Source organism: Albidovulum salinarum (assembly GCF_025673475.1).
Lineage (GTDB): Bacteria > Pseudomonadota > Alphaproteobacteria > Rhodobacterales > Rhodobacteraceae > Albidovulum > Albidovulum salinarum.
This window is the reverse complement of sequence record NZ_JAOVQO010000015.1, coordinates 52881-73722: the sequence shown is the minus strand read 5'-3', so window position 1 is coordinate 73722 and position 20842 is coordinate 52881. Positions and strand designations below refer to the sequence as shown.

The 20842-nt window shown below is 67.1% G+C and carries 21 protein-coding genes and 1 pseudogene; 12 read left to right on the top strand and 10 right to left on the bottom strand.

Annotation, left to right across the window (positions count from 1 at the left end; translation table 11 throughout):
• The first annotated feature begins 56 nt into the window (after positions 1 to 56).
• The 5 genes from OEZ60_RS15825 to OEZ60_RS15805 are packed head-to-tail and all read left to right on the top strand — an operon-like array spanning position 57 to position 5173.
• Positions 57 to 860 (top strand): transglycosylase SLT domain-containing protein, encoded by an 804-nt coding sequence (locus OEZ60_RS15825; RefSeq protein ID WP_317852844.1) that lies wholly within the window; start codon positions 57 to 59, stop codon positions 858 to 860.
• A complete protein-coding gene (gene flhA / locus OEZ60_RS15820) occupies positions 857 to 2944 on the top strand; it encodes a flagellar biosynthesis protein FlhA (RefSeq protein ID WP_263338226.1) in 2088 nt (695 codons plus the stop codon). Before OEZ60_RS15825 ends, flhA begins: the two co-directional genes overlap by 4 nt.
• Complete coding sequence (locus OEZ60_RS15815; protein WP_263338223.1) at positions 2941 to 3717, top strand: flagellar biosynthetic protein FliR; 777 nt, start codon at positions 2941 to 2943, stop codon at positions 3715 to 3717. Before flhA ends, OEZ60_RS15815 begins: the two co-directional genes overlap by 4 nt.
• On the top strand, positions 3714 to 4799 hold the full coding sequence (locus OEZ60_RS15810) for an EscU/YscU/HrcU family type III secretion system export apparatus switch protein (RefSeq protein ID WP_263338220.1): 1086 nt from the start codon (positions 3714 to 3716) through the stop codon (positions 4797 to 4799). The genes OEZ60_RS15815 and OEZ60_RS15810 overlap by 4 nt, the downstream gene beginning before the upstream one ends.
• Positions 4796 to 5173, top strand: a complete 378-nt coding sequence (locus tag OEZ60_RS15805) for a hypothetical protein (RefSeq protein WP_263338217.1) — start codon at positions 4796 to 4798, stop codon at positions 5171 to 5173. The genes OEZ60_RS15810 and OEZ60_RS15805 overlap by 4 nt, the downstream gene beginning before the upstream one ends.
• Positions 5174 to 5209: 36 nt before the next feature.
• On the opposite strand, the gene OEZ60_RS15800 is transcribed toward OEZ60_RS15805, so the two are convergent.
• From OEZ60_RS15800 to OEZ60_RS15760, 9 genes are read right to left on the bottom strand one after another with little or no spacing between them, the layout of a single operon-like run.
• Complete coding sequence (locus tag OEZ60_RS15800; protein ID WP_263338215.1) at positions 5210 to 5722, bottom strand: flagellar basal body-associated FliL family protein; 513 nt, start codon at positions 5720 to 5722, stop codon at positions 5210 to 5212.
• 8 nt (positions 5723 to 5730) lie between these two features.
• Positions 5731 to 6456 carry a flagellar basal body L-ring protein FlgH gene (gene flgH / locus OEZ60_RS15795; protein ID WP_263338214.1) on the bottom strand — a complete coding sequence of 242 codons (726 nt, stop codon included), beginning with the start codon at positions 6454 to 6456 and terminating at the stop codon, positions 5731 to 5733.
• A gap of 15 nt (positions 6457 to 6471) precedes the next feature.
• The gene (gene flgA, locus OEZ60_RS15790; protein WP_263338212.1) at positions 6472 to 6897 is read right to left on the bottom strand and encodes a flagellar basal body P-ring formation chaperone FlgA; all 426 of its coding nucleotides are present in this window, start codon (positions 6895 to 6897) and stop codon (positions 6472 to 6474) included.
• Positions 6897 to 7682 (bottom strand): flagellar basal-body rod protein FlgG, encoded by a 786-nt coding sequence (flgG, locus tag OEZ60_RS15785; RefSeq protein WP_263338209.1) that lies wholly within the window; start codon positions 7680 to 7682, stop codon positions 6897 to 6899. The genes flgA and flgG overlap by 1 nt, the downstream gene beginning before the upstream one ends.
• Before the next feature lie 11 nt (positions 7683 to 7693).
• Positions 7694 to 8413 carry a flagellar hook-basal body complex protein gene (locus OEZ60_RS15780; RefSeq protein WP_263338207.1) on the bottom strand — a complete coding sequence of 240 codons (720 nt, stop codon included), beginning with the start codon at positions 8411 to 8413 and terminating at the stop codon, positions 7694 to 7696.
• A 3-nt stretch (positions 8414 to 8416) separates the two neighbouring features.
• On the bottom strand, positions 8417 to 8683 hold the full coding sequence (locus tag OEZ60_RS15775) for a flagellar biosynthetic protein FliQ (protein ID WP_263338206.1): 267 nt from the start codon (positions 8681 to 8683) through the stop codon (positions 8417 to 8419).
• A gap of 3 nt (positions 8684 to 8686) precedes the next feature.
• A complete protein-coding gene (gene fliE / locus OEZ60_RS15770) occupies positions 8687 to 8986 on the bottom strand; it encodes a flagellar hook-basal body complex protein FliE (protein ID WP_263338204.1) in 300 nt (99 codons plus the stop codon).
• A gap of 16 nt (positions 8987 to 9002) precedes the next feature.
• Complete coding sequence (gene flgC / locus OEZ60_RS15765; protein ID WP_263338201.1) at positions 9003 to 9395, bottom strand: flagellar basal body rod protein FlgC; 393 nt, start codon at positions 9393 to 9395, stop codon at positions 9003 to 9005.
• Positions 9396 to 9410: 15 nt separating this feature from the next.
• Entirely contained in the window at positions 9411 to 9800 is a 390-nt protein-coding gene (locus OEZ60_RS15760) for a FlgB family protein (protein WP_263338198.1), read from the bottom strand.
• An 80-nt stretch (positions 9801 to 9880) separates the two neighbouring features.
• Here OEZ60_RS15760 and OEZ60_RS15755 point away from each other — a divergent pair, with 80 nt between their 5' ends.
• The 5 genes from OEZ60_RS15755 (at position 9881) to OEZ60_RS15735 (ending at position 16653) form a co-directional block, all read left to right on the top strand.
• Entirely contained in the window at positions 9881 to 11203 is a 1323-nt protein-coding gene (locus OEZ60_RS15755) for a FliI/YscN family ATPase (RefSeq protein WP_263338195.1), read from the top strand.
• 571 nt (positions 11204 to 11774) lie between these two features.
• Entirely contained in the window at positions 11775 to 13394 is a 1620-nt protein-coding gene (locus OEZ60_RS15750; protein ID WP_263338193.1) for an OpgD/OpgG family glucan biosynthesis protein, read from the top strand.
• Positions 13391 to 13567: a hypothetical protein gene (locus tag OEZ60_RS15745; RefSeq protein ID WP_263338191.1), complete on the top strand. Its 177-nt coding sequence runs from the start codon at positions 13391 to 13393 to the stop codon at positions 13565 to 13567. The genes OEZ60_RS15750 and OEZ60_RS15745 overlap by 4 nt, the downstream gene beginning before the upstream one ends.
• A 19-nt stretch (positions 13568 to 13586) precedes the next feature.
• The gene (mdoH, locus tag OEZ60_RS15740) at positions 13587 to 15383 is read left to right on the top strand and encodes a glucans biosynthesis glucosyltransferase MdoH (protein ID WP_263338189.1); all 1797 of its coding nucleotides are present in this window, start codon (positions 13587 to 13589) and stop codon (positions 15381 to 15383) included.
• Entirely contained in the window at positions 15370 to 16653 is a 1284-nt protein-coding gene (locus tag OEZ60_RS15735) for an OpgC family protein (protein WP_263338187.1), read from the top strand. Before mdoH ends, OEZ60_RS15735 begins: the two co-directional genes overlap by 14 nt.
• 136 nt (positions 16654 to 16789) lie before the next feature.
• Here the strand turns inward: OEZ60_RS15735 and OEZ60_RS15730 are convergent.
• A pseudogene (locus tag OEZ60_RS15730) lies at positions 16790 to 17341 on the bottom strand (IS5/IS1182 family transposase).
• Between the two features lie 515 nt (positions 17342 to 17856).
• On the opposite strand from OEZ60_RS15730, the gene OEZ60_RS15725 reads away from it, so the two are divergent.
• A complete protein-coding gene (locus tag OEZ60_RS15725) occupies positions 17857 to 19026 on the top strand; it encodes a rhamnan synthesis F family protein (RefSeq protein WP_263338184.1) in 1170 nt (389 codons plus the stop codon).
• Positions 19027 to 19273: 247 nt separating this feature from the next.
• A complete protein-coding gene (locus OEZ60_RS15720; protein WP_317852843.1) occupies positions 19274 to 20806 on the top strand; it encodes an arylsulfatase in 1533 nt (510 codons plus the stop codon).
• The last annotated feature ends 36 nt before the right edge of the window (positions 20807 to 20842 follow it).

Genomic DNA, 20842 nt, shown 5'->3' with positions numbered 1-20842 from the left:
CAACGCCCGCACCCTAGCGTGGATGCGAAGGCAAGAACTGCTTGGGAAACGTCCGAATGTCCGCGCGCTCATGGCCTCGACCTGCCGCAGTCTTTGTCTGTATCGTCACGACTTGCCTGCTCGACGGCTGGTCGTCATCAGTTTCGGCAAGTGTACCCGTCGATCAATCTGCGGTGTGCGACATGGTGGCTGCGGAAGCGTCGCAGCGCACCGGCGTGCCAGTTTCGGTGTTAAGGGCGATTTCATTGACCGAGACCGGACGTCGACGGGGCCGTGCGATTCGTCCATGGCCATGGACGGTAAACATGGAGGGCAAAGGCCTATGGTTCGAATCCGAACGTGAGGCACGCACATATGTTTACAAGGAGTACGATCGCGGCGCGCGCAGCTTCGACGTCGGCTGCTTCCAGCTCAACTTCAAATGGCATGGCGCCGCGTTCCGGTCGATCGACGACATGTTCGATCCGCTGACCAACGCGCTTTACGCCGCCCGGTTCCTGAAATCGCTGCATGCCGAGCAGGGGTCCTGGAGCCGCGCCGCCGGCGCTTACCACTCGCGCACCCCAGAATACGCCGGACGCTATCAGGCGCGTTTCGATCGCTTCCGCAATTCGCTGCTGGCCCAAGACACCAACGAGATCCCGGCGATCCCGGACATCGTGGGGGTGGCAAATGACGACTTTCCAAGCAGTGAGGGCACCGATCCCGACGCGATGGTCGGGGCGGTCGCGCGGGTCAACCGCTATCCGCTGCTCCAAACCGGGGGCACCTCCGGGCTCGGCTCGTTGGTTCCGCTTGGCAACGGCGGCGGTGCAAGCCTGTTCGGCGCGCCGCCCCCCCTGACGGAGGACGACCAATGACGAGTCTGACGATTACAAGTTTGTTCCGTCCGACCGTCCTACTTGCGCTCGCGCTCATGGCTGTGATCGTGATGATGATCCTGCCGATGCCGGCCTGGGTGCTCGACATCGGGCTCGCCACCTCCTTTGCGCTCGCGATCCTGATCTTCACGGTGACGCTCTTCATCGAGCGCCCGCTGGACTTTTCGGCGTTTCCGACAATCCTTCTTGCGTCACTGATGCTGCGCCTTTCGCTCAACGTCTCGTCGACGAAGCTGATCATCGGCGAGGGCCACACCGGCACCGGCGCCGCGGGCGACGTGATCGAAGGCTTCGCGATGTTCATCATGTCGGGATCCGTTCTGATCGGTCTCGTGGTCTTCGGTGTCCTGCTAATCGTCAACTTCATCGTCATCACGAAGGGCGCCGGCCGCATGGCGGAGGTCGGCGCGCGTTTCGCCCTCGACGGGATGCCGGGCAAGCAGCTCGCCATCGACAGCGACATGAATGCGGGTGCGATCGACCATGCCGAGGCAAAGGCGCGGCGCGAACGAGAACAGGCGGAAACCACCTTCTTCGGCTCGCTGGACGGGGCATCGAAATTCGTCAAGGGCGACGCGGTGGCCGGGCTCCTGATCACGCTGCTCAACCTTGTGATGGGTCTGATCATCGGGGTCTCGATCCATGGCATGCCGATCGGCCGGGCGCTCGAGACCTATGCGATCCTGACGGTGGGGGACGGGCTCGTCAGCCAGATCCCGGCGGTGATCATCTCGATCGCGTCGGCGCTTCTCCTGTCGCGCGGCGGGGCCAAAGGGGCGGCGGATCTGGAACTGTTCCGGCAACTCGGGAACTATCCGCCGGCGCTCGCGACCGTCGCATTCCTCATGGCGCTCTTCGCGCTCGTGCCGGGCCTGCCATTCGTTCCCTTCCTTGCCGGCGCGGCGGTGCTCGGCGGGGCGGCGGAACTGATGCGGCGGAAGGCCGCGCGCGCGGCGCTGGACCAGGCCCGGGCTGACTCGCCGCCGGTCACGGCGCCGCGCAAGAAGTCGCTGGGCGACATCCTCGACCTCGACGAGATCCATGTCGAGTTCGCGCCGAACCTGGTCAATATGGTCCTCGATCCGGCAACCGGGCTCGACGCGCGCATCGTCAACTTGCGCAACCATGTCGCAGCGGTGTACGGGTTGATCCTTCCGGAAATCCGGCTGACGGACGATGCGACCCTCGCCAGTGGCAGTTACCGGATCCGCATTCAGGGCGTCGAACAGGCGCGCGATGTGTTATATCCCGACCATGTCCTGGCTTTGCTCGCGGGCGGCGACACGGGCGTGCCGCCCGGGCGCGACGTCCGCGAGCCGGTCTATGGTGCCCCCGCGCGCTGGGTATCGCAGGCCATGCAGGAGGACGTGGCGCTGAGCGGTGCGACCGTGGTCGGCCCGGCGGAGGTTCTGGCCACTCACCTTCTCGAAATGATCAAACGCAACTTCGCGCGGTTGCTGTCGCTCAAGTCGGTGCGCCGGCTGCTCGAGGAATGCACCAACCTCTCTGATCCCGTTCGGAGCGAAGCCAACCGCAAGCTGCTCGACGAACTCATCCCCGACAAGGTGCCGGTAGACCTCCTGCTCGCAGTACTCAGGCTCCTGCTCGACGAGCGGGTCTCGATCCGCAATCTGCCGCTGATCCTCGAGGCGATCGCGGAGGGGCGCGGCGTCGGCAGCCCCGAGGCGGTCTGCGAGCATGTCCGCCGCCGCCTCGGCTTCCAGCTTGTCGCGGAGATCCGGCGAGTGGATGGGACCGTGCCGCTTCTGCAACTCTCCCCGGAATGGGAGGAGACATTCGCCGCCCACCAAGTCGATGGCGACCGCGGCCAGTGCGACGTCGCCCTTCCGCCCGACAAGTTCAACCGGCTGGCGATGAACATCGCGGACAGGATCTCGAAGGCTGGCGAGAAGGGGCAATTTCCGGCGGTAGTCACCTCGGCCCGGCGCCGAAGGTTCCTGAAGACCGTGCTCGGCGCCAAGGGAATCAGCGCGCCCGTCCTGTCGTTCGACGAAATCGGTTTCGACGCCAAGCCATCGATCGTCGGGCTGGTGCCGGCATGAACGAGCTCCTGTCCGCAGCACTTGAGACCGGCAAGGGCGGCGCGCTCGCGGGATTCGTGGTCTTGCTCAGGATCGGTGCCGCGATGGCAATCCTTCCGGGCTTCGGCGAACATTCCGTGCCGGTTCGCGTGAAGCTGGCGCTGGCGCTCGTCTTCACGGCAATCGTCTCGCCGGCTGTGGGCACGCAAGTCGCTCCGCTCACGCAGGGGCTCGGAACCCTGCTTGCCTGCTTCGCGACCGAGAGCGTGATCGGCCTTGCTCTCGGGCTAGTGCTGCGGCTGATGACTCTCGCGCTCGAGATGGCCGGAACGATCGCCGCGCAGTCGAGCTCGCTGTCACAGCTTTTCGGAGCCGGGGGCGAGCCGATGCCGACGATGTCGCATCTCCTCGTGGCTGGCAGCCTTGCTCTGGCGATGATGGCGGGTCTGCATGTGCGACTGGCCGAGGCGCTGATCCTATCCTATGACGCCCTGCCGCCGGGCCGGTTTCCCGACGCGACTCTTATGCGCTACTGGGGCGTGGATCACATCGGCCGAGCCTTTGCGCTGGCGTTCAGCCTCGCCGTGCCCTTCGTCATCGCCTCGTTCGTCTACAACCTGGCACTCGGTGCGATCAACCGGACGATGCCCCAACTGATGGTGGCCTTCGTCGGCGCCCCTGCCGTGACCGCCGGGGCATTGGTCCTGCTGGCGATCGTCGCGCCGGTCGGGCTCTCGCTCTGGGCCGGCAGCTTCAATGCGCTTCTCGCCGATCCGTTCGGAGCCGCGCGATGAGCGAAGAGGACGGCGGCGAGAAGGAGCATGAGCCGTCACAGAAGAAGCTCGACGAGGCACGGGCACGCGGTGAACTGGTCCGTTCGACCGGACTGGCGATCGCGGCGAGCTATGGCGGTTTCTTCCTGGCCTGTGCGGCGATCGGCAGCACGGCTCTGCGGCGGTTCGGCGACTGGGGCGTGTCTGTGCTCGATCAGGCCGACACGCTAGGCACAAGGCTGCTCGTGTCGGGCGGCGAGTTGGCCGGCGACATGGTCCTTGCCTCGGCGCTGCCGGCACTGCCGTTCCTGATCGCGCCGATGGTCGCCGTCGCGGCGATCATCTTTGCCCAGCGCGGTTGGGTCTTCGCCCCGGAGAAGCTCATGCCTCGGCTGTCGAGGATCAACCCGCTCGGCAACGCCAGGCAGAAATTCGGTCGCACCGGGCTGTTCGAATTCGCGAAGAGCACGGCGAAGCTGGTCATCATCGCGGCCCTGTTGACCGTCTTTCTGATCGACCGGCTGCCGCGAATGCTGACCAGCCAGAGCCTCGATCCCGGCCTCGCGGTGGCCGAACTCGTGCGGTTGATCGTTGAGTTCCTGTTCCTGCTCGTGCTGGTGGCGGGCGGGCTTGGCGCCCTCGACTATCTCTGGCAGCGACATGAGCATCTGCGCCGGAACCGGATGTCGCGTCAGGAATTGATCGACGAGCTTAGGCAGTCCGAGGGCGACCCGCAGATGCGAGGCCTGCGCCGGCAGCGGGCGGAGGCGATTGCGACCAACCGGATGCTCGCGGACGTTCCGAAAGCCGATGTGGTGATCGTGAACCCCACCCACTTCGCCGTGGCCCTGCACTGGGACCGGGCGAGCGGGCGGGCGCCGATGTGCGTCGCGAAGGGCGTCGATGCGGTTGCCGCGCGCATCCGCGAGGCGGCGGCCACGGCCGGGGTGCCGATCCGGTCCGACCCGTCGACAGCGCGTGCGCTCCATGCCGGGGTCGAGATCGGTCGCGAGGTGCGGCCCGAACATTACGCCGCGGTAGCCGCCGCGATCCGCTTCGCCGAAAACATGCGCCAGAGGGCCCGCGCGAGGAGGGGCGGATGAGCGGCGCCGGACGCCTCGCGGCGCTCGCCCGCCTCGCGACGCTGAAGAAGGAGGCCAACCAGATGGCGTTGTCGGCCGCCGGTGCGCGCCGCGCCGCCATTGAGGCGCGTCTCCGCGCCCTCGACCAGGCCGAAACCGAGGCATGGTGCGCCGCCGAGCGTAGCGAGGATGCCGGCACGCTCGTTGCCCAGCAGGCTTTCGCGCGCCTGATGGCTGCGCGGCGAACGGTTCTTGGCGGAGAACTGGAGCGGGCGACCGAGGACTGTCAGACCGCGAGGGCCGCGGCCGCGCGCTCTTTCGGCCAAAGCACGGTGCTTGATCGGCTTCTGGCGGAGGCGCGCATCGAGACCTCGATGCGCCGGCGCGATCGCTAGGACGGACCAGCGGGAACGCGGTTCGGTGCGCGGCGGTCAGCTGTCCTGCCGGACAATGTCGACGATGAGCACTCCGGTGATCGCCGGACCCATCGACTTGCGCGCGACCTCGAGGAGAGCGCCACGCAAGACTTCCATCTTGTTCGATTCGGTGAAGGCGCCCTCAAACCCACCGACATTCGCATGATCGAAGAGCACGCGCAGGAACGCGTCGCGGATCTTCGGTTCGCGGGCGAAGACCTGCTCGGTGCTGCCCGCCGTAACCTCCAGGCTGATCGAGAGGATAACCAGGGCCGCCACATCGCCGTGCTCGACCACGGGGACAACGAACTGGTTGGCGAGTTTAACGTATTCGGGGGGATGTTCGGGATCGGCCGCAGCGTCCTCCGGTTCGGCATGCGCCTCGCCGAGAGCGGCCGGCTCTGCGCCGCCCTCGCCGCAGGGATCGATCGATACGCTCTCCATGGGTGCCGGGCGCAGCCAGAACCCCGCCCCGCCGCCTGCGGCGAGCCCGAAAAGCGCGAGGAGGAGTGGCACGACCTTGCGCATTGACGGCCTCAGAACGGTAGCAGGATGTCGGCGACCTGCTGACCATAGCGCGGCTGCTGGACATCGGTGATCTGGCCGCGGCCACCGTAGGATATCCGCGCCCCGGCGATCTTGTCATAGGTGACCTCGTTCTGGCGCGAGACGTCCTCGGGCCGGACGAAGCCCTGGACGATGAGTTCGCGCACCTCGAAGTTCACCCGCACCTCCTGTGATCCGTGGATGCGCAGGACGCCGTTCGGCAGTGATTCGACGACCGTCGCGGCGATCCGAAGCGTCAGCTTCTCCTTGCGCTTGACCGAACCGTCGCCCTGATAGCTCGACGCGGACGAGGTGCTGTAGGCATTGGCGACGCTCGCGCCTTCGGGCATCCGACGGTCGAGCCGCTGCGGTATGCCGGCGAGGTGGGGGATCCCCATCTCGTCGGAGCCTTCACGCGAGCGGCCGCTGGAATTCGAGATCTCGGCCTTGTCGTCGATCTCGACCACCACGGTCAGGATGTCGCCGCGCTGGCCGGCGCGGCGGTCGCCGAGCAGCGAACCGCGCGAACGCGACCAGAGCGAAGCGTCGTCGCCCGCGTAGCGCGGCTCGGCGGTCAGGGGCAGGCCCGAGGTCGACATCGCGTAATACTCGTTGCCGCCTTCGACCGGCGTGAAGGCGGGCGCCTTGCCGACGTTTTCCATCCGGGCACAGCCGGTCAGCGCAATAAGCAGCGCGGCCATCACTCTCAAACGCATTCGTTCGTCTCCATTTCAGCGTTCCGCCATGACCCGCACCGACCCGCCGGCGGCGACGACGCCGGAGACGGTGGTGCGGGAGGCGACATTCATCACCCTGATGCGATCCCCGACCCCGCCGCGCGCGAGCGCGCGGCCCTCGGCGGTGATCGTGAGCGCCCCGGCGACGTAGCTCAGCGCCACAATCTGGTTGCGATCGACGATCGCCGGCGGGCCGAGATCGGCAGGCCGGATCGGGCGGCCCTGGTAGATTGCGACGCGGGTCTCGAGCCCGATCGCCTCGGTCGCGTCCGTCAGCACACCCGGCACGGTTCCCGATTGCGTCAGCACGTCGTCCGGCGTGACGATCGTCTGCGCCCGGAGCGTCCGGGCGGCGACCAGGGTTTCGGCCGAAGCCGGGATCGCGGCAATCCCGAGGAACAGAACGATCCAGATCCGCATCACCGCACCTGCGTCGTCGCGCCGAGCATCTGGTCGGCGGCGGTGATGACCTTGGCATTGAGCTCGTAGCCGCGTTGCGCCTCGATCAGCTCGGTGATTTCGCGCACCGCATCGACGGAACTGTCCTCGAGGAACCCCTGCCGGAGCGTACCGAGCCCGTCCTCGCCCGGCACCGCGATCGCGGCGGGGCCGGACGCGGCCGTCTCGAGAAAGAGGTTCGAGCCGATCGCCTCGAGGCCCTTCTCGTTGGCAAAGCCCGCGAGCGTGATCTGGCCGAGAAGCTCGGGTTGCACCCGGTCGCTGAAATAGGCGTAGACCTCCCCGGCCGCGTTGATCGAGAGCGAGCGGGCGTCGGCCGGGATGGTGATCCCCGGCGCGACCTGGTGTCCGTCGGAGGTGACGATCAGCCCGTCGGCCGACCGCTTCAGCGCCCCGTCGCGGGTATAGGCCGAGAGCCCCGATGGCAAGGCCACCTCGATATAGCCGAGCCCCTCGATCGCGACGTCGAGATCGCCGCCGGTCTCCGACAGCGAGCCCTGCGAGATGTTCACCGTCACCGCAGATGGACGCACGCCGAGGCCGAGCTGGACCCCGGTCGGCACGACGGTTCCGTCGCTGGCATTGATCGTGCCAGGCCGGGTCACCTGCTGGTAGTGCAGGTCGGCGAACTCGGCGCGGCGGGCATTGAAGCCGGTGGTCGACATGTTGGCGAGGTTGTTGGAAATCACCTCGACCCGCATCTGCTGGGCGCTCATGCCGGTGGCGGCGATCTGGAGGGCACGCATGGGTCGGTCTCCTATGTCCGGCCGAGGGTTTCGATCACCGAGCGGATCCGCCGGTCCTCGTTGTCGAGGAAACCCTGGCCCATCTCGTAGGCGCGCTGGACCTCGATCATGCGGGCGATCTCGGCGACCGGATCGACGTTGGAATGTTCCAGAAAGCCCTGGAACATGGTGCCGTCCTCCTGCGGCTCGATCCCGCCCGGGGCGGCGAAGCGGGTTCCGCCTTCGTGGACGAGGTCGCCCGGACCGGCGGGCACGAAAAGCCCGATCTGGGCGACCGGATTGCCGCCGACCGAGACCGTGCCGTCCTCCGCGACCGCGACCGGTCCGGCATCGGCCGGCACGAAGACCGGCGCACCGCCGAGGTCGAGGAGCCGGGCGCCGTCGGCGGTCACGAGCTCGCCCTCGGGCGAGGGCGTGAAGGCGCCGGCACGGGTCAGCCTGGGCCCGTCCGGCGTCTCGACCTGGAAGAAGCCTGCGCCCTCGATCGCGAGGTCGAAGGTTCCGCCGGTCTTGACCAGCGCACCCTGAGCGAGATTGACGCTGCGCGCCTCGGCGGTGGCCATCGAGAGCGACGGCTCCGCGCCCTCGAGCGCCGCGACATGTTCGGCGAAGATCACCCCCTCGCGGCGAAAGCCCGTGGTCGAGAGGTTGGCGATGTTGTTGGCCACCGCGCGCATCTCGGCCATCAGCCCGGACTGGCGGTTGAGCGTCGTGTAGCTCGCGTTGTCCATCGCTCAGATCCCCGCGATCAGCGGGATGATGCGGTCGGTGAAGAACGCGACCAGCATCCCCGACATGAAGGTCATCGAGACCCAGAACACGGCGAGCATCGCGCCGACCTTGGGCACGAAGGTAAGTGTCATTTCCTGCACCGAGGTCAGCGCCTGGAAGAGGCCGATCACCACCCCCATCACCAGCGCGACGGCCAGGAGCGGCGCCGAGATGATCACGGCGATCCAGAGCCCCTGGCGCATCGTGTCGAAGAAGACCGCTTCCTCCATGGCTCAGACCGGCATTCTCAGGATTTCCTGGTAGGCCTCGACGACCTTGTCGCGCAGGGTCACCGCGGTCTCGACCGCAAGCTCGCTCGCCGCCAGCGCCTCGACCAGCGCGTGGGGGTCCGCGCCGCCGATCATGGCGGCCTTCGCGGTCTCCTCGCCGGCCCGCAGGGTCTCGGCAAAACTGCCGGCAAGCGCGCTGAAGGCGCCCGAGGTCCCGGCCGACCCCGCCGCGTTCGGCGACGGTTGGGTGGCCGGCCGGGCCTGCGCGTAGATCTGCGCGGCGAATGAGGTTCTTACGTCCATTCCGGACCTCTTCCTGTCAGCGGCGCAGGAGTTCGAGCAGGTTGCGCGACATTTGCCGCGTCTGCTCGAACATCCTGAGGTTCGCCTCGTAGCTGCGCTGCGCTTCGCGCGCGTCAGCGATCTCGACCACCAGATCGACATTCGAGCCGTCGTAGTAGCCGTTCTCATCGGCCAGCGGATGACCGGGATCGAGGATCCGGGTCAGCTCCCGCCGGTCGAGTTCCACGGGGCCGAGCCGGACCTCTCCGGTGGTCTGGCCCCGTTCCAGCACCGCCTCGAAGGCGGTGGTCTTGCGGTGGTAGCCGGGCGTGTCGGCATTGGCGATGTTCTCGGAGACATGGCGCAGCCGCATTGCCTGCGCTTCCATGCCGCTCGCCGCGACCGACAGGCTGGAGCTGAAATCACTCATCCTGCGCCTCCGTCCCTACCGGCGCCCGATCGACGCACGCAGGATCGCGAGCGACTTGCCGTAGATGGCCAGCGCCAGGTTCTGCTCGCGCTGCACATCCGCGGCCTTCACCATCTCGGTCTCGAGCGACACAGCATTGCCGTTCGGCGAGAGCGAGCCGCCCCCCACCCGCTCGATGAGCGTGAACCGCTCCGCCGCCTCCGACACCCCGAGATGGCCCGCGCGGGTCTGGCGCAGCCCGCCCGCGCTTTCGGCGCGGTAGGTCGCGGCGAAGTCGGCGACGTCGCGCGGGCGGTATCCGGGCGTGTCGGCATTCGCCACGTTCTGCGCGATCGCCGACTGCCGCGTGGCGGCATGGGCAGCGAGCGATGCGGCCAGCGACAGGATCTCCGGTTTCTCGAACATCGGGGCTTCTCCTCCGAGCTTTCAATCAAGCCTTAACCCCGATTCCTTTAGAAACGGTTGCGGAACACAGGGAGGTCAGAATGGCGACACTCGGGCTCGACCGGCTCAGGGCGGAAATCGGCGGATGTGGCGCGCTGCGCCGGCTCGGGCGCATCCGCGAGATCGGCCGCGGCGTGCTCAAGGTGAGCGGTTGTGGCCCCGACTGGCGGCTTGGCGACCGGGTCCGGCTCGTCGAGGGCGCGGCGGTCGGCGGCGAGGTCGTGGCACTCGATCCGGACGGCGCGACGGTGCTGACCGACGGACCGGTCGACGGGGCGCGGATCGGTGACGGGGTGGAGCTGCTCGGCGCGGGCGGGATCGCGCCCGACGACAGCTGGATCGGACGTGTCCTCGATCCGTTCGGCCAGCCGATCGACGGCCGCCCGTTAATGCGCGGAGCAGAGGAAAGGGCCCTGCGTGCCGCGCCGCCAGCCCCGTCGCGGCGCCGCCGGCTCGGCGCGCGGCTGGAGACCGGGGCGGCGGTCTTCAACACGCTCCTGCCCTTGGTGCGCGGCCAGCGGATCGGGCTCTTCGCCGGCTCCGGCGTCGGCAAGTCCTCGCTCCTGGCGAAATTCGCCCGCGGAGTCCTAGCCGATGTGATCGTCATCGCCCTGATCGGCGAGCGCGGGCGTGAACTTCGCGACTTCGTCGAAGGCGTCCTCGGCCCCGACGGCATGGCGCGCAGCGTCGTCGTGGCCGCGACATCGGACCAGTCGCCGCTGATCCGCCGCCGCTGCGCCTGGGCAGCGATGACGGTGGCCGAGCACTTCCGCGACCGCGGCCTGCAGGTGCTGCTGCTCGCCGATTCAATCACCCGCCTGGCCGAGGCGCATCGCGAGGTGGCGCTTGCGTCGGGCGAGCCGCCCTCGCTGAGGGGCTTTCCACCCTCGACCTCGCACCTGATCATGTCGCTCGCCGAGCGCGCCGGGCCGGGGCTGGAGGGTGCGGGCGACATAACGGCGGTGCTTTCCGTCCTGGTCGCGGGCTCGGACATGGACGAGCCGGTCGCCGATATCCTGCGCGGTGTGCTCGACGGCCACGTCGTGATGGAGCGCGAGATCGCCGAGCGCGGCCGCTATCCCGCGATCAACATGCTTCGGTCGGTCTCGCGTTCCCTGCCGCAGGCGGCGAGCGAGGCCGAGAACGCGCTCATCGCCCGCGCGCGGCGGCTGCTCGGCGCCTATGACCGGGCGGAGATGATGATCCAGGCCGGGCTTTACGTGAGCGGCTCCGATCCGCTCATCGACGCGGCGGTCAGGGTTTGGCCCACGCTCGACGCCTTTCTCTCGGAGGACGAGCCGGAGAGCATCGCGGCAAGCTTCGCGCGGCTGCGTCAGATCCTCGACCGGGCCGGGGCCGCGTGACGCAGTTGCAATCGCGACAACAGCCGACTCCCGAGGCCTCGTTCATGCGGAAGTGAGCGCGCGAGCCGTCGCGGCAGCGCGCGATCGCGGAGAGTAACCGCTCGGGCTTGTTCCCAGGGGCAGGCCGCGTCGATCCCAGGCCATGAGCATGGCTCCGGTTCCGCAAGGAGACCAACGACGGACAAATCAAGCCGCGTCATCGCTTGATCCGATTCTGATGGACGTCGAACTCCTGCGCCCGGCATGTGTCACCTCGCCCCGGTCCCGACGAGAGCTTTCTCCATGCACCGGGCTGCGGTCGCCGCGCGACCGCCGCGCCACGGTATCAACCTGTTTCGCCGGGTCACCCCGCCGCAGCTCGGGCAAGACACAGACCCGGCGGTGCGGTTTTCTCGGATCCCGCTTGCCGGATCTGATACCGAGAGCGGGCTGAAGCCATGTTTTTAAGCAGGACGCCGCCGACAAATTGCACCGGCGTAGGAAAATGCACGCGTGCGTGATGTTCTCCCTCTTGCATTCTACGACGCAGCGAAGAAATACGGCGCTGAGTCAGGAAGTTGGGATGTGTTCCTTGGTCAGGCCGATTCGCGAAGTTCGCACCTGCAGCACGCGCCGCAAGCTCGTCACGGGCTTGCTGTCATCTGTCGCCCTGGCGGCACTGGCCCCTTCCTTGCCGGCCTTCGCCCAGGACAGCTCGACCGGGACCACCGGCACCGCGCCCGCGGGCGTGGCCTTCTCCTTCGACTGGCTGACCGGCGAGATGCGCGCCGCCGCCGCGGCCGCACCCAAGCCCGCGGAGGCCGTCGAAGGCTTCCTCGCCGAGTTTGACTACGACGACTACCAGCGGGTGGGCTTCCGCCGCGAGCGGACGCGATGGGCGGACCAGAAAAATGCGCCGTTCCACCTCAACGCCTTTCACCTCGGCTGGCTCTTCAACGAACCGGTCCACCTCTCCGAGGTGACCGAGGGCACCGCCACGCCGATGCGTTTCTCGACGGCCGATTTCGACTACGCCAACGTGAAGGCCGAGATCCCCGCCGACTTCGAGATGCCGGGCGTCGCCGGGTTCCGGCTCATGTCGCCTCTCAATCGCGCCGACCATTATGACGAGGTCGCGGCCTTCCTCGGGGCGAGCTATTTCCGGGCGCTCGGACGCGACACCGTCTACGGTCTGTCCGCGCGCGGGCTGGCGGTCAATACTGGCATGTCGAGCGGCGAGGAGTTTCCCCGGTTCACCGACTTCTGGATCGAACGTCCCGCCCCCGGCGCCGACGAAGTCGTCGTCTACGCGGCGCTTCAGTCGAAATCGGTCACCGGCGCCTACCGCCTCGTCCTGAAGCCGGGCAGCACGACCGTCGTCGACGTGACCGCGCGGCTGTTCCTGCGCGAGGACGTGGAGCAGCTCGGGATCGCGCCGCTGACGTCGATGTTCCTGTTCGGCGGCGCCGATCCGGGCGCGTTCGACGATTTCCGGCCCGCGGTGCACGACAGCGACCACCTCGTGCTCAATACGCGGGACGGCGAGACCTTCGTCCGCCCGCTGGTGAATCCCGCCCAGCTCGGCAATTCCTACCTCGGCGCACAGAACCCCGCGTCCTTCGGGCTGATCCAGCGCGAGCGCGATTTCGACCAGTATCTCGACGCGCAGGCGCATTACGAGCGGCGCCCGTCGCTGATCGTGGAACCGCTCGGAGACTGGGGCCAGGGCTCGGTCCGGTTGCTGGAGATCCCGTCGGATCTCGAAGGCAACGACAACATCGTCGCCTACTGGGTTCCGGCCACGCCCGCCCGGAAGGGCGACAGCCTCGAAGTCTCCTATCGCCTGCACTGGGGCCTGTCCCCCGCCGGCGACCGTTCGAAGGAACGGGCGCGGATCCTGCGCACGCGGGTCGGCAAGGGCGGCGTCGCCGGCGTGTCCGGCACGACCGACGGGAAGAAGTTCGTCGTCGATTTCCGGGGCGGCCTGCTCGCTGACCTTCCGCGCGACGCGGACATCACCCCCAAGGTGACGGTCCTGCGCGGCGAGCTCACGCAGGCGATCCTGTCGCCGATCGCGGGCACGGGCGACTGGCGCCTCGTCATCGAAGCGGTGCCGGCGGGCGACCAGAACACGATGGAAATCCAAGCCGCCATTACCGGATACGGACAAAACCTGAGCGAGATATGGCTCTACCAGTGGGTGACCGAATGACCGAGACGTTGCATCAGGCACGAGCCGAAACGGTCCTGATACCCGAAGACCCCCGGTTCTGGGGGCCGCCCGAGGCGCCGCTCGACATGCCGCGCCAGGAGCTCGAACGCCGCTCCGGCCGTTTCGAGTTCGCCCAGCTGTTCCGGCTGTTCCTGCCGGGTCAGCACATCTGACGCCCGGCGCGGGGCTGACGTGACATCACGGGCTCATCTCTCGCCGGACGCCGCCACGGTCCGGATCCGGGTGCTGGCGATCGGCTTCGCCGCCACCGCCGCGATCGGTGCGTCGGTCCTCATCACGGATGCCGGTTTGCAGGACGGGTTCCAGGTCTGGGACGCCATTCGCACCGTCCTGATCCTGCTGACCACCGGCTGGCTGGCCTGGGGCGCGGCGCTGGCCCTGACCGGGCTCCGGCCGCGGCGGCGCTCCACCACGATCGCAGCGGTGAATTCGGACGCTGCGACCGTGGTGCTCGTCCCGATCTGCAACGAGGATCCGGTTGCGACCTTCGCGCGGATCGCCGCGATGGACCGCTCGATCCGGGACGCGGGGCTGAAGCTCGACATCGTGATCCTGTCCGACACGCGCTCCGCCGAGGGGCAGGCGGCCGAGCACGCGGCCTTCCGCCTGCTGATCGCCGAAACCGGCGGCGGCGGTCACATCTACTACCGCAACCGCAGCGACAACCGCGGGCGCAAGGCCGGCAACGTCGAGGATTTCATCCGCAGGTCCGGCGGCGCCTATGATTATGCGGTGACGCTCGACGCCGACAGCCTGATGTCCGGCGAGGCGCTCGCCGCGATGATCGCGCGCATGGATGCGGATCCGAAGCTTGGTCTCCTCCAGACCCTGCCGCGGATCATCGGCGCGCGCAGCTTCTTCGGCCGCGCGATGCAGTTCGCCGCGGCATTTCACGGCCCGGTCTTTACCCGCGGGCTCGAACGGATGCAGGGTGCGACCGGTCCCTACTGGGGCCACAACGCGATCATCCGCGTCAATGCCTTCGCCCAGTCCTGCGGCCTGCCGGAGCTGTCCGGCAAGCCGCCGCTCGGCGGTCACATCCTGTCGCACGACTACGTGGAAGCCGCCCTGCTGGCCCGGGGCGGCTGGCGCGTCCTCGTGGACAGCGGCATCGGCGGGTCCTACGAGGAGGGGCCGGAAAACATCCTCTCCTACGCCAAGCGCGACCGTCGCTGGTGCCAGGGCAACCTCCAGCACATGCGGCTTCTCTTCGCGCCAGGCCTGGCCGGATGGAGCCGTTTCGTCTTCGTCCAGGGCATCTTCGCCTATCTTGTCTCAGTCCTCTGGGGGGTGTTCCTGATCAGCACGGTGGCGGGTACCGTGCTGGCGCCCGAGCCGGACTACTTCCCCAACACCTACCAGCTCTTCCCGGTCTTCCCGTCGGACCGCAGCCGCGAGATCACGGCCCTGGTGCTCGGCATCATCGGGCTGCTGATCATGCCCAAGTTCGCCATCCTGACGAAATCCGCCATCACCGGGCGCACCCGCGAGTTCGGCGGATCGGCGCGCGCGCTGGCGTCGGTGGCGGTCGAGATCCTGCTGACCTCGGCGCTCGCCCCGGTCATGCTGATGTTCCAGTCGCGCGCCGTCGTTCAGGTCCTCTCGGGGCAGGATGGCGGCTGGCCGGCCAATGCGCGCGGTGAGGGCGCGCTGACCTTCGCCGAGGCGGCAAGAGCCTCAGGCTGGATCGTGACGACCGGGCTCATCGTCCTCGGCCTGACGTGGCAGTTCGCGTCCGACCTGCTGCCGTGGCTGCTTCCGGTGGCGCTGCCGATGATCGCCGCACCGCTGCTGATCTCGTGGTCGTCGCAACCCGTCGGTGCGCGCCACTTCAGCGTTCCCGAAGAGACCACCGCGCCGCCGGTCCTCGCCAGCTTCCGCGAGATTCACGGTCGCTGGCTCGCAACAAGTCATGACTCAGCGGCCGCCGAGGCCCTGCCGAACGAGGCTCTTCATGTCCCAGCCTGACACGCAGACCGCAGGCCGCACCCGGCGCCCGCGCGATCCCCGGATCGACCTGTTCCGGGGCCTGCTCCTGGTGATGATCTTCATCGATCATGTGCCGGGCAACTGGTACGAATACCTCACGCTCCGCAACATCGGCTTCACCGACGCGGCCGAGAGCTTCTTCGCCATGTCCGGCATGGCCGCCGGGCTGGCCTATACCGCGGGCATCGTACGCTGGCGCGAGATCGGCGTCTGGTCCGGGATCGCTCCGGTCTGGAAGCGGGCCTGGGTGCTCTACCTGAGCCATGTCTTCCTGACCATGGCCGGCATTGCCATCTTCGCGGCGGCGGCCGAGGCGTTCGGACTGACCGAACTTCTGACCAAGAACAACCTGCGGCAGGTGTTCGAGAACACGTCCCAGGCCCTGCTCGGCATCGTGACGATGGGGCACCAGATCGGCTATGTGAACATCCTGCCGGCCTATTCGGTGCTGCTCCTCGCCGCGCCTTTCGCGATCCATCTGGCCTTGCGCTCTCCGCTTGCACTGCTGGCCGGCTCGCTTGCGCTGTGGTTCGCCACCGGGCTCTTCCGCCTCAACATCCCCGCCTATCCCAACCCCGGCGGCTGGTTCTTCAACCCCTTCGCCTGGCAGCTCATCTTCACCATCGGGCTCCTGACGGGCGTCGCCCTGCGCGACGGCGAGCGGTTCGTGCGCAAGAGCCGGGTGTTGTTCGCTCTGGCGGCAGGCTGGCTCGTCTTCGTGTTTGCCTGGCGCTATGTGCCGGAGGTCGGATCGACCATGAACGGCTTCATGGCGCGGCTGCAGTCCGTCGGGCTGCCGTTCCACATCACCTCCCACGACAAGACCTATCTGCCGATGCTGCGCCTCCTGCACGTCCTGTCGCTCATCTACGTCATCTCGTGCCTGCCGGTCATCGCGCGGATCAGTGCCCACAGGTTCGCCGAGCCGCTGCGCCTGATGGGCCGCCAGGGACTTCTGGTCTTCTCCGCGGGCACGCTGCTGTCGCTCGCAGGGCAGGCGTTGCTCCGCTATTTCGACGGCGTGGCACTCGTGCCGTGGCTTTACATCCCGGCCGGAACGCTTGCGCTCTGGGGCATCGCCTGGCTCGGCGACTGGAAACGGCGCGCAAGTCAGCCTGCGGGGCAACCACCCCTCGCAAGGGACGAACCGCTTATCAAAGCGTCGTCGTGTCAGCGGCGCTCCGATAAGCGCGGACACGCCTCACCCGATGCAATTACCGGATTCGATGTTCCGGTGGCGGCCGAATAACCCTGCGGGCAGATGCGTTCGTTCTGAGCAACGCGATCCGACGGCTTGGCGAGCGAGATCGCATGGCTTCGGGGCACTCATGACGGCTGGGCGCGAGCCGGTCAGGACATCCACCTGTTACGGAGTCGAAGCCGGGTCATGTTGACGAACGGCGGAGCCATAGGCGCATCGGCGTGATGTCGTTGAGGTCGAGGACGCTTTCCGCCGCTTTGCCGCATGTGTGACCACTCGTCAGGCGTTTTCCCGCATTTCGAAGGAGCGCTCGACCAGGTTGCGCAGATCCGAAAGTCGACGACGCGCAGCTTGCGGGTCATCCGCATGGGGATCACCGGCGCCTAGTTGCACACCCCCTTGATCTTGCGAACGTCGTCAGAGAAATAGCCACGGTCGCCGAGTGTGACGCAGGGCTCGGGCACTAACCCGGCCTCATTCGTGCGTCCATGATCCGCTCCCGCTGCCCCCGCCCGCGTCCGGCGCCGGAACTGACGACAGACCGACGACCGCATGCCGGACTCCTCGGCCAAACCGCGCCGCGGCGAACCGGTGTGTGCGATCCAGGTATCCCGTCCAGAACAAGACGATTGTTCGCGGGTTTGCACCCATTCGGGGCACGGGCGGCAAGGATGAAGCGCTCGTGTAACGCCCGCACCTCGTCAGGCATCAGCTCTCGTGCCTGGCTTGTCCCCACTGCGGATGCCGGCTTGCGCGACGATCATGGCGCCATGTGAGTCCCATTTGTCGACACGGCCTAGTATGACGGCCGCGCGGCTCGCCACGCCCGCGCCTCCCGTGGGGACGCCACCGCGGCTCCTCCTTTTCTTGGCCGTCCCTGCGACAATGTCCGCCTACATCATCACGGTATCGGAATGAGCATGCGAGACCGCAGCCTGTCTTCCGATCGCCGGCTTGATGCCGGTGTCGATCTAATTGGTGTTGGCGAGGCGAGTGGTTTCCAACGCCCCTTCATGTTATTCGCACAGTTCTCTGCGAGACAGGTGCCGATCATGTCTTTGCGAGCGGCCCCTCATTCGGCTGACCAATGCCAAGAAACCACGCGTGCGGGCTCGTCACGGTGGTTCTCCGGCTCGTCGCGTTGCAAATTGCCCTTGCGCCGGGCGGGCCGGTTCCTCATCTAACAGCCGGGTGGGCGCGCCGCCCGCGCGGGGGCGAACCCCGCGCGTGATCGAGGAGCTTCGGGACATCTTGGGACGCAAAGCCAGTCAGCTGCCGTTCTGGAAGATCGGGCGCGAGTTGCGTCGCTTCGTTCGTCAGTCGCGCGCGGCACCCGGCGCTCTGGCGACCTATCTCTTCGCGGCGAAATATTACGACCTCGCGCTGGCGGGCCAGATCCGCAGGACCGCAGGCGCGGTGCCGGCCACTGCGAAAGTCGCGATCTATCTGATCTATCCCAATCACGGGCTCCAGACCTCGCATCTGCGCAGTCTCGAATACCTTGCGTCGAAGGGCTATGCGCCGGTCGTCGTGTCGAACCTCGCGCTCGAGGCCGCCGACCGCGACCGGGTCCTGCCGCTCTGCCATCTCTGCATCGAACGGCCGAACTTCGGCTACGACTTCGGCGGCTATCGCGACGGGGTCCTCGCGGTCGCGGCCGGGATCGCGACGCTCGACCGGCTGCTCCTGATCAACGATTCCACCTGGTTCGCCCTGCCCGGCCGCAACGACTGGCTCGACGAGGCGGAGGGGCTGAACGTCGATCTCGCGGCCGCCGCGTCGAACTTCGGCATTCCGCGTGTCAATCCGGCAGAGTTCCAGAGCATCGAGTGGAATTACCGCACCAGCCACCGGAACTTCCATTTCTGCTCCTTCGCGCTCCTCTTCGGCAACCGGGTTCTCGCCGATCCCGACTTTCTGCGGTTCTGGCGGAACTTCCCGCTGACCAACCGCAAGAACCGGACCGTGCGGCGCGGCGAGATCGGGCTCAGCAAGTGGATCCTGTCGCGCGACTTCAGCCACGGCGTCACCTGCGACCTGACACGCCTCGATGCGGAACTGGCAGCCCTCGACGATGCCCGGCTGCGCGAGATCGCGGACAACCTGATCGTGCCCGAGGACCGGCGCATGCTCGCGGTCAAGCACGCGGCGCTGAAGGGAAGGCCCGGCCGGCAGGACCTGATCCGGCTGATCCTGACCGGCGTCGCGCGGCAGGGATCGAGCTATGCACTGGCCGACTTCACCATCAACGAATGCGGCTTTCCGTTCCTCAAGAAGTCGCCGGTCTGGCTGAGCCGCGAGTCGTCCGACATCACGCTGCGCCTCGCGGCGAACCTGCCGGGAGAGGCCGGGGCGGAAATCCTCGCGGAGGCGCAGGCGCTCAGGCGCGCGCGGGTGCCGGAGTTCGACCGGCCCGCGTGAGCGGCCTCAACGACCGGCCCGCCGGTGCCCGGCTGGCAATCCTGATCCTTGATCTCATGCGATGACCCTGCCGAGGGCAGCGATGTCTGCAAAATTGTCCAGATTCAGGGGCATGGCAGCACCTTCCGTTGCGGCAGGAAGGTGTCCGAAAGGCGGCAAACGGGGTTGTGCGACTCGGCCCTCCACTATTACGCTTCGCGCACAATTACGAAAATCAACGGAGACAAAAGAACAGGGAGGAAAGGAATTGAAGAGATTTGTTTTTGCGGTGGCGGCGATGATGGCGGCCGGGCCGGCCTTGTCTCAGGACGCGAAGCCTCTGAATTTTCTCATGATCTGGGGAGATGATGTCGGGTACTGGAACATCTCGGCCTACAACCAGGGCATGATGGGTTATGAGACCCCGAACATCGACCGGATCGCAAACGAAGGCATGCTCTTCACGCATGCCTATGGCGAACAGTCCTGCACCGCCGGCCGGGCGGCTTTCATCACCGGGCAATCCGGTTTCCGCACCGGGCTTCTGAAAGTCGGCTTGCCGGGCGCGAAGGAGGGCATGGACCCGCGCGATCCCACGATCGCGGAATACGTCAAGTCCAAGGGCTACATGACCGGCCAGTTCGGCAAGAACCACCTCGGCGATCTTGCCGAGCACATGCCGACGAACCACGGCTTCGACGAGTTCTTCGGCAATCTCTACCATCTGAACGCCGAAGAGGAGCCGGAGAACGAGGACTATCCGCAAAGCGACGAGTTCCGCCAGAACTTCGGTCCGCGCGGAGTCATCCGGGCGACTGCCGACGGCCAGGAGGAAGACACCGGACCGCTCACGCGCAAGCGCATGGAAACGATCGACGAGGAAGTCACGACCGGCGCGCTCGACTTCATCGACCGTGCGGTCGCGCAGAACAAGCCCTTCTTCCTGTGGTACAACACCACGCGCATGCACATCTTCACGCATCTGAAGGAGGAAAGCCGGGGCGTGACCGGGCTCGGCATCTATCCCGACGGCATGGTCGAACACGATGGCATGGTCGGCCAGATGCTCGACAAGCTCGACGCGCTGGGGATCGCCGACAACACGGTCGTCATGTACTCGACCGACAACGGCGCCGAGGTCTTCTCCTGGCCCGACGGCGGAACGACACCGTTCAAGGGTGAGAAGAACGACAACTGGGATGGCGGATTCCGGATTCCGCTTCTGGTCAAGTGGCCGGGCGTGATCGAACCGGGCCGGCGCTCGAACGCGACGATCAGCCATCTCGACTGGTTCCCGACCATCATGGCTGCGCTCGGCGATCCGGACATGAAGGAGAAGATGCTCCAGGAAACGCCGTTCGGCGAGGAAAACACCAAGGTCCATCTCGACGGCTACAACTTCCTGCCCTACTTCGCGGGCGAGACCGACAAGGGCCCGCGGCGCGAGTTCTTCTACTTCTCGGACACCGGCGACCTGCTCGCCATGCGCTACGACCAGTACAAGGTCGTCTTCGCCGAGCAGCGCGCCGAAGGCTTCGAGGTCTGGGAGGAGCCCTTCATCTTCCTGCGCCTGCCTAAGCTGATCAACCTCCTGTCCGACCCGTTCGAGCGCGCGATCGAGGAATCGATCTACTATTCGGACTGGCGGCTGCGGCGCGCCTATGTGCTCGCTCCGGCACAGGCCTTCGTCGGGGCGTTCCTGCAGACCTTCGTCGAATATCCGCCGCGGCAGACGCCGGGCAGCTTCTCGATCGACCAGGTGATGCGGAAGCTTCAGGACGGCGGCACCGCGTCCAACTGACGGGAATAGTGCGGGGCCGCGTCTGGGCGCGGCCCC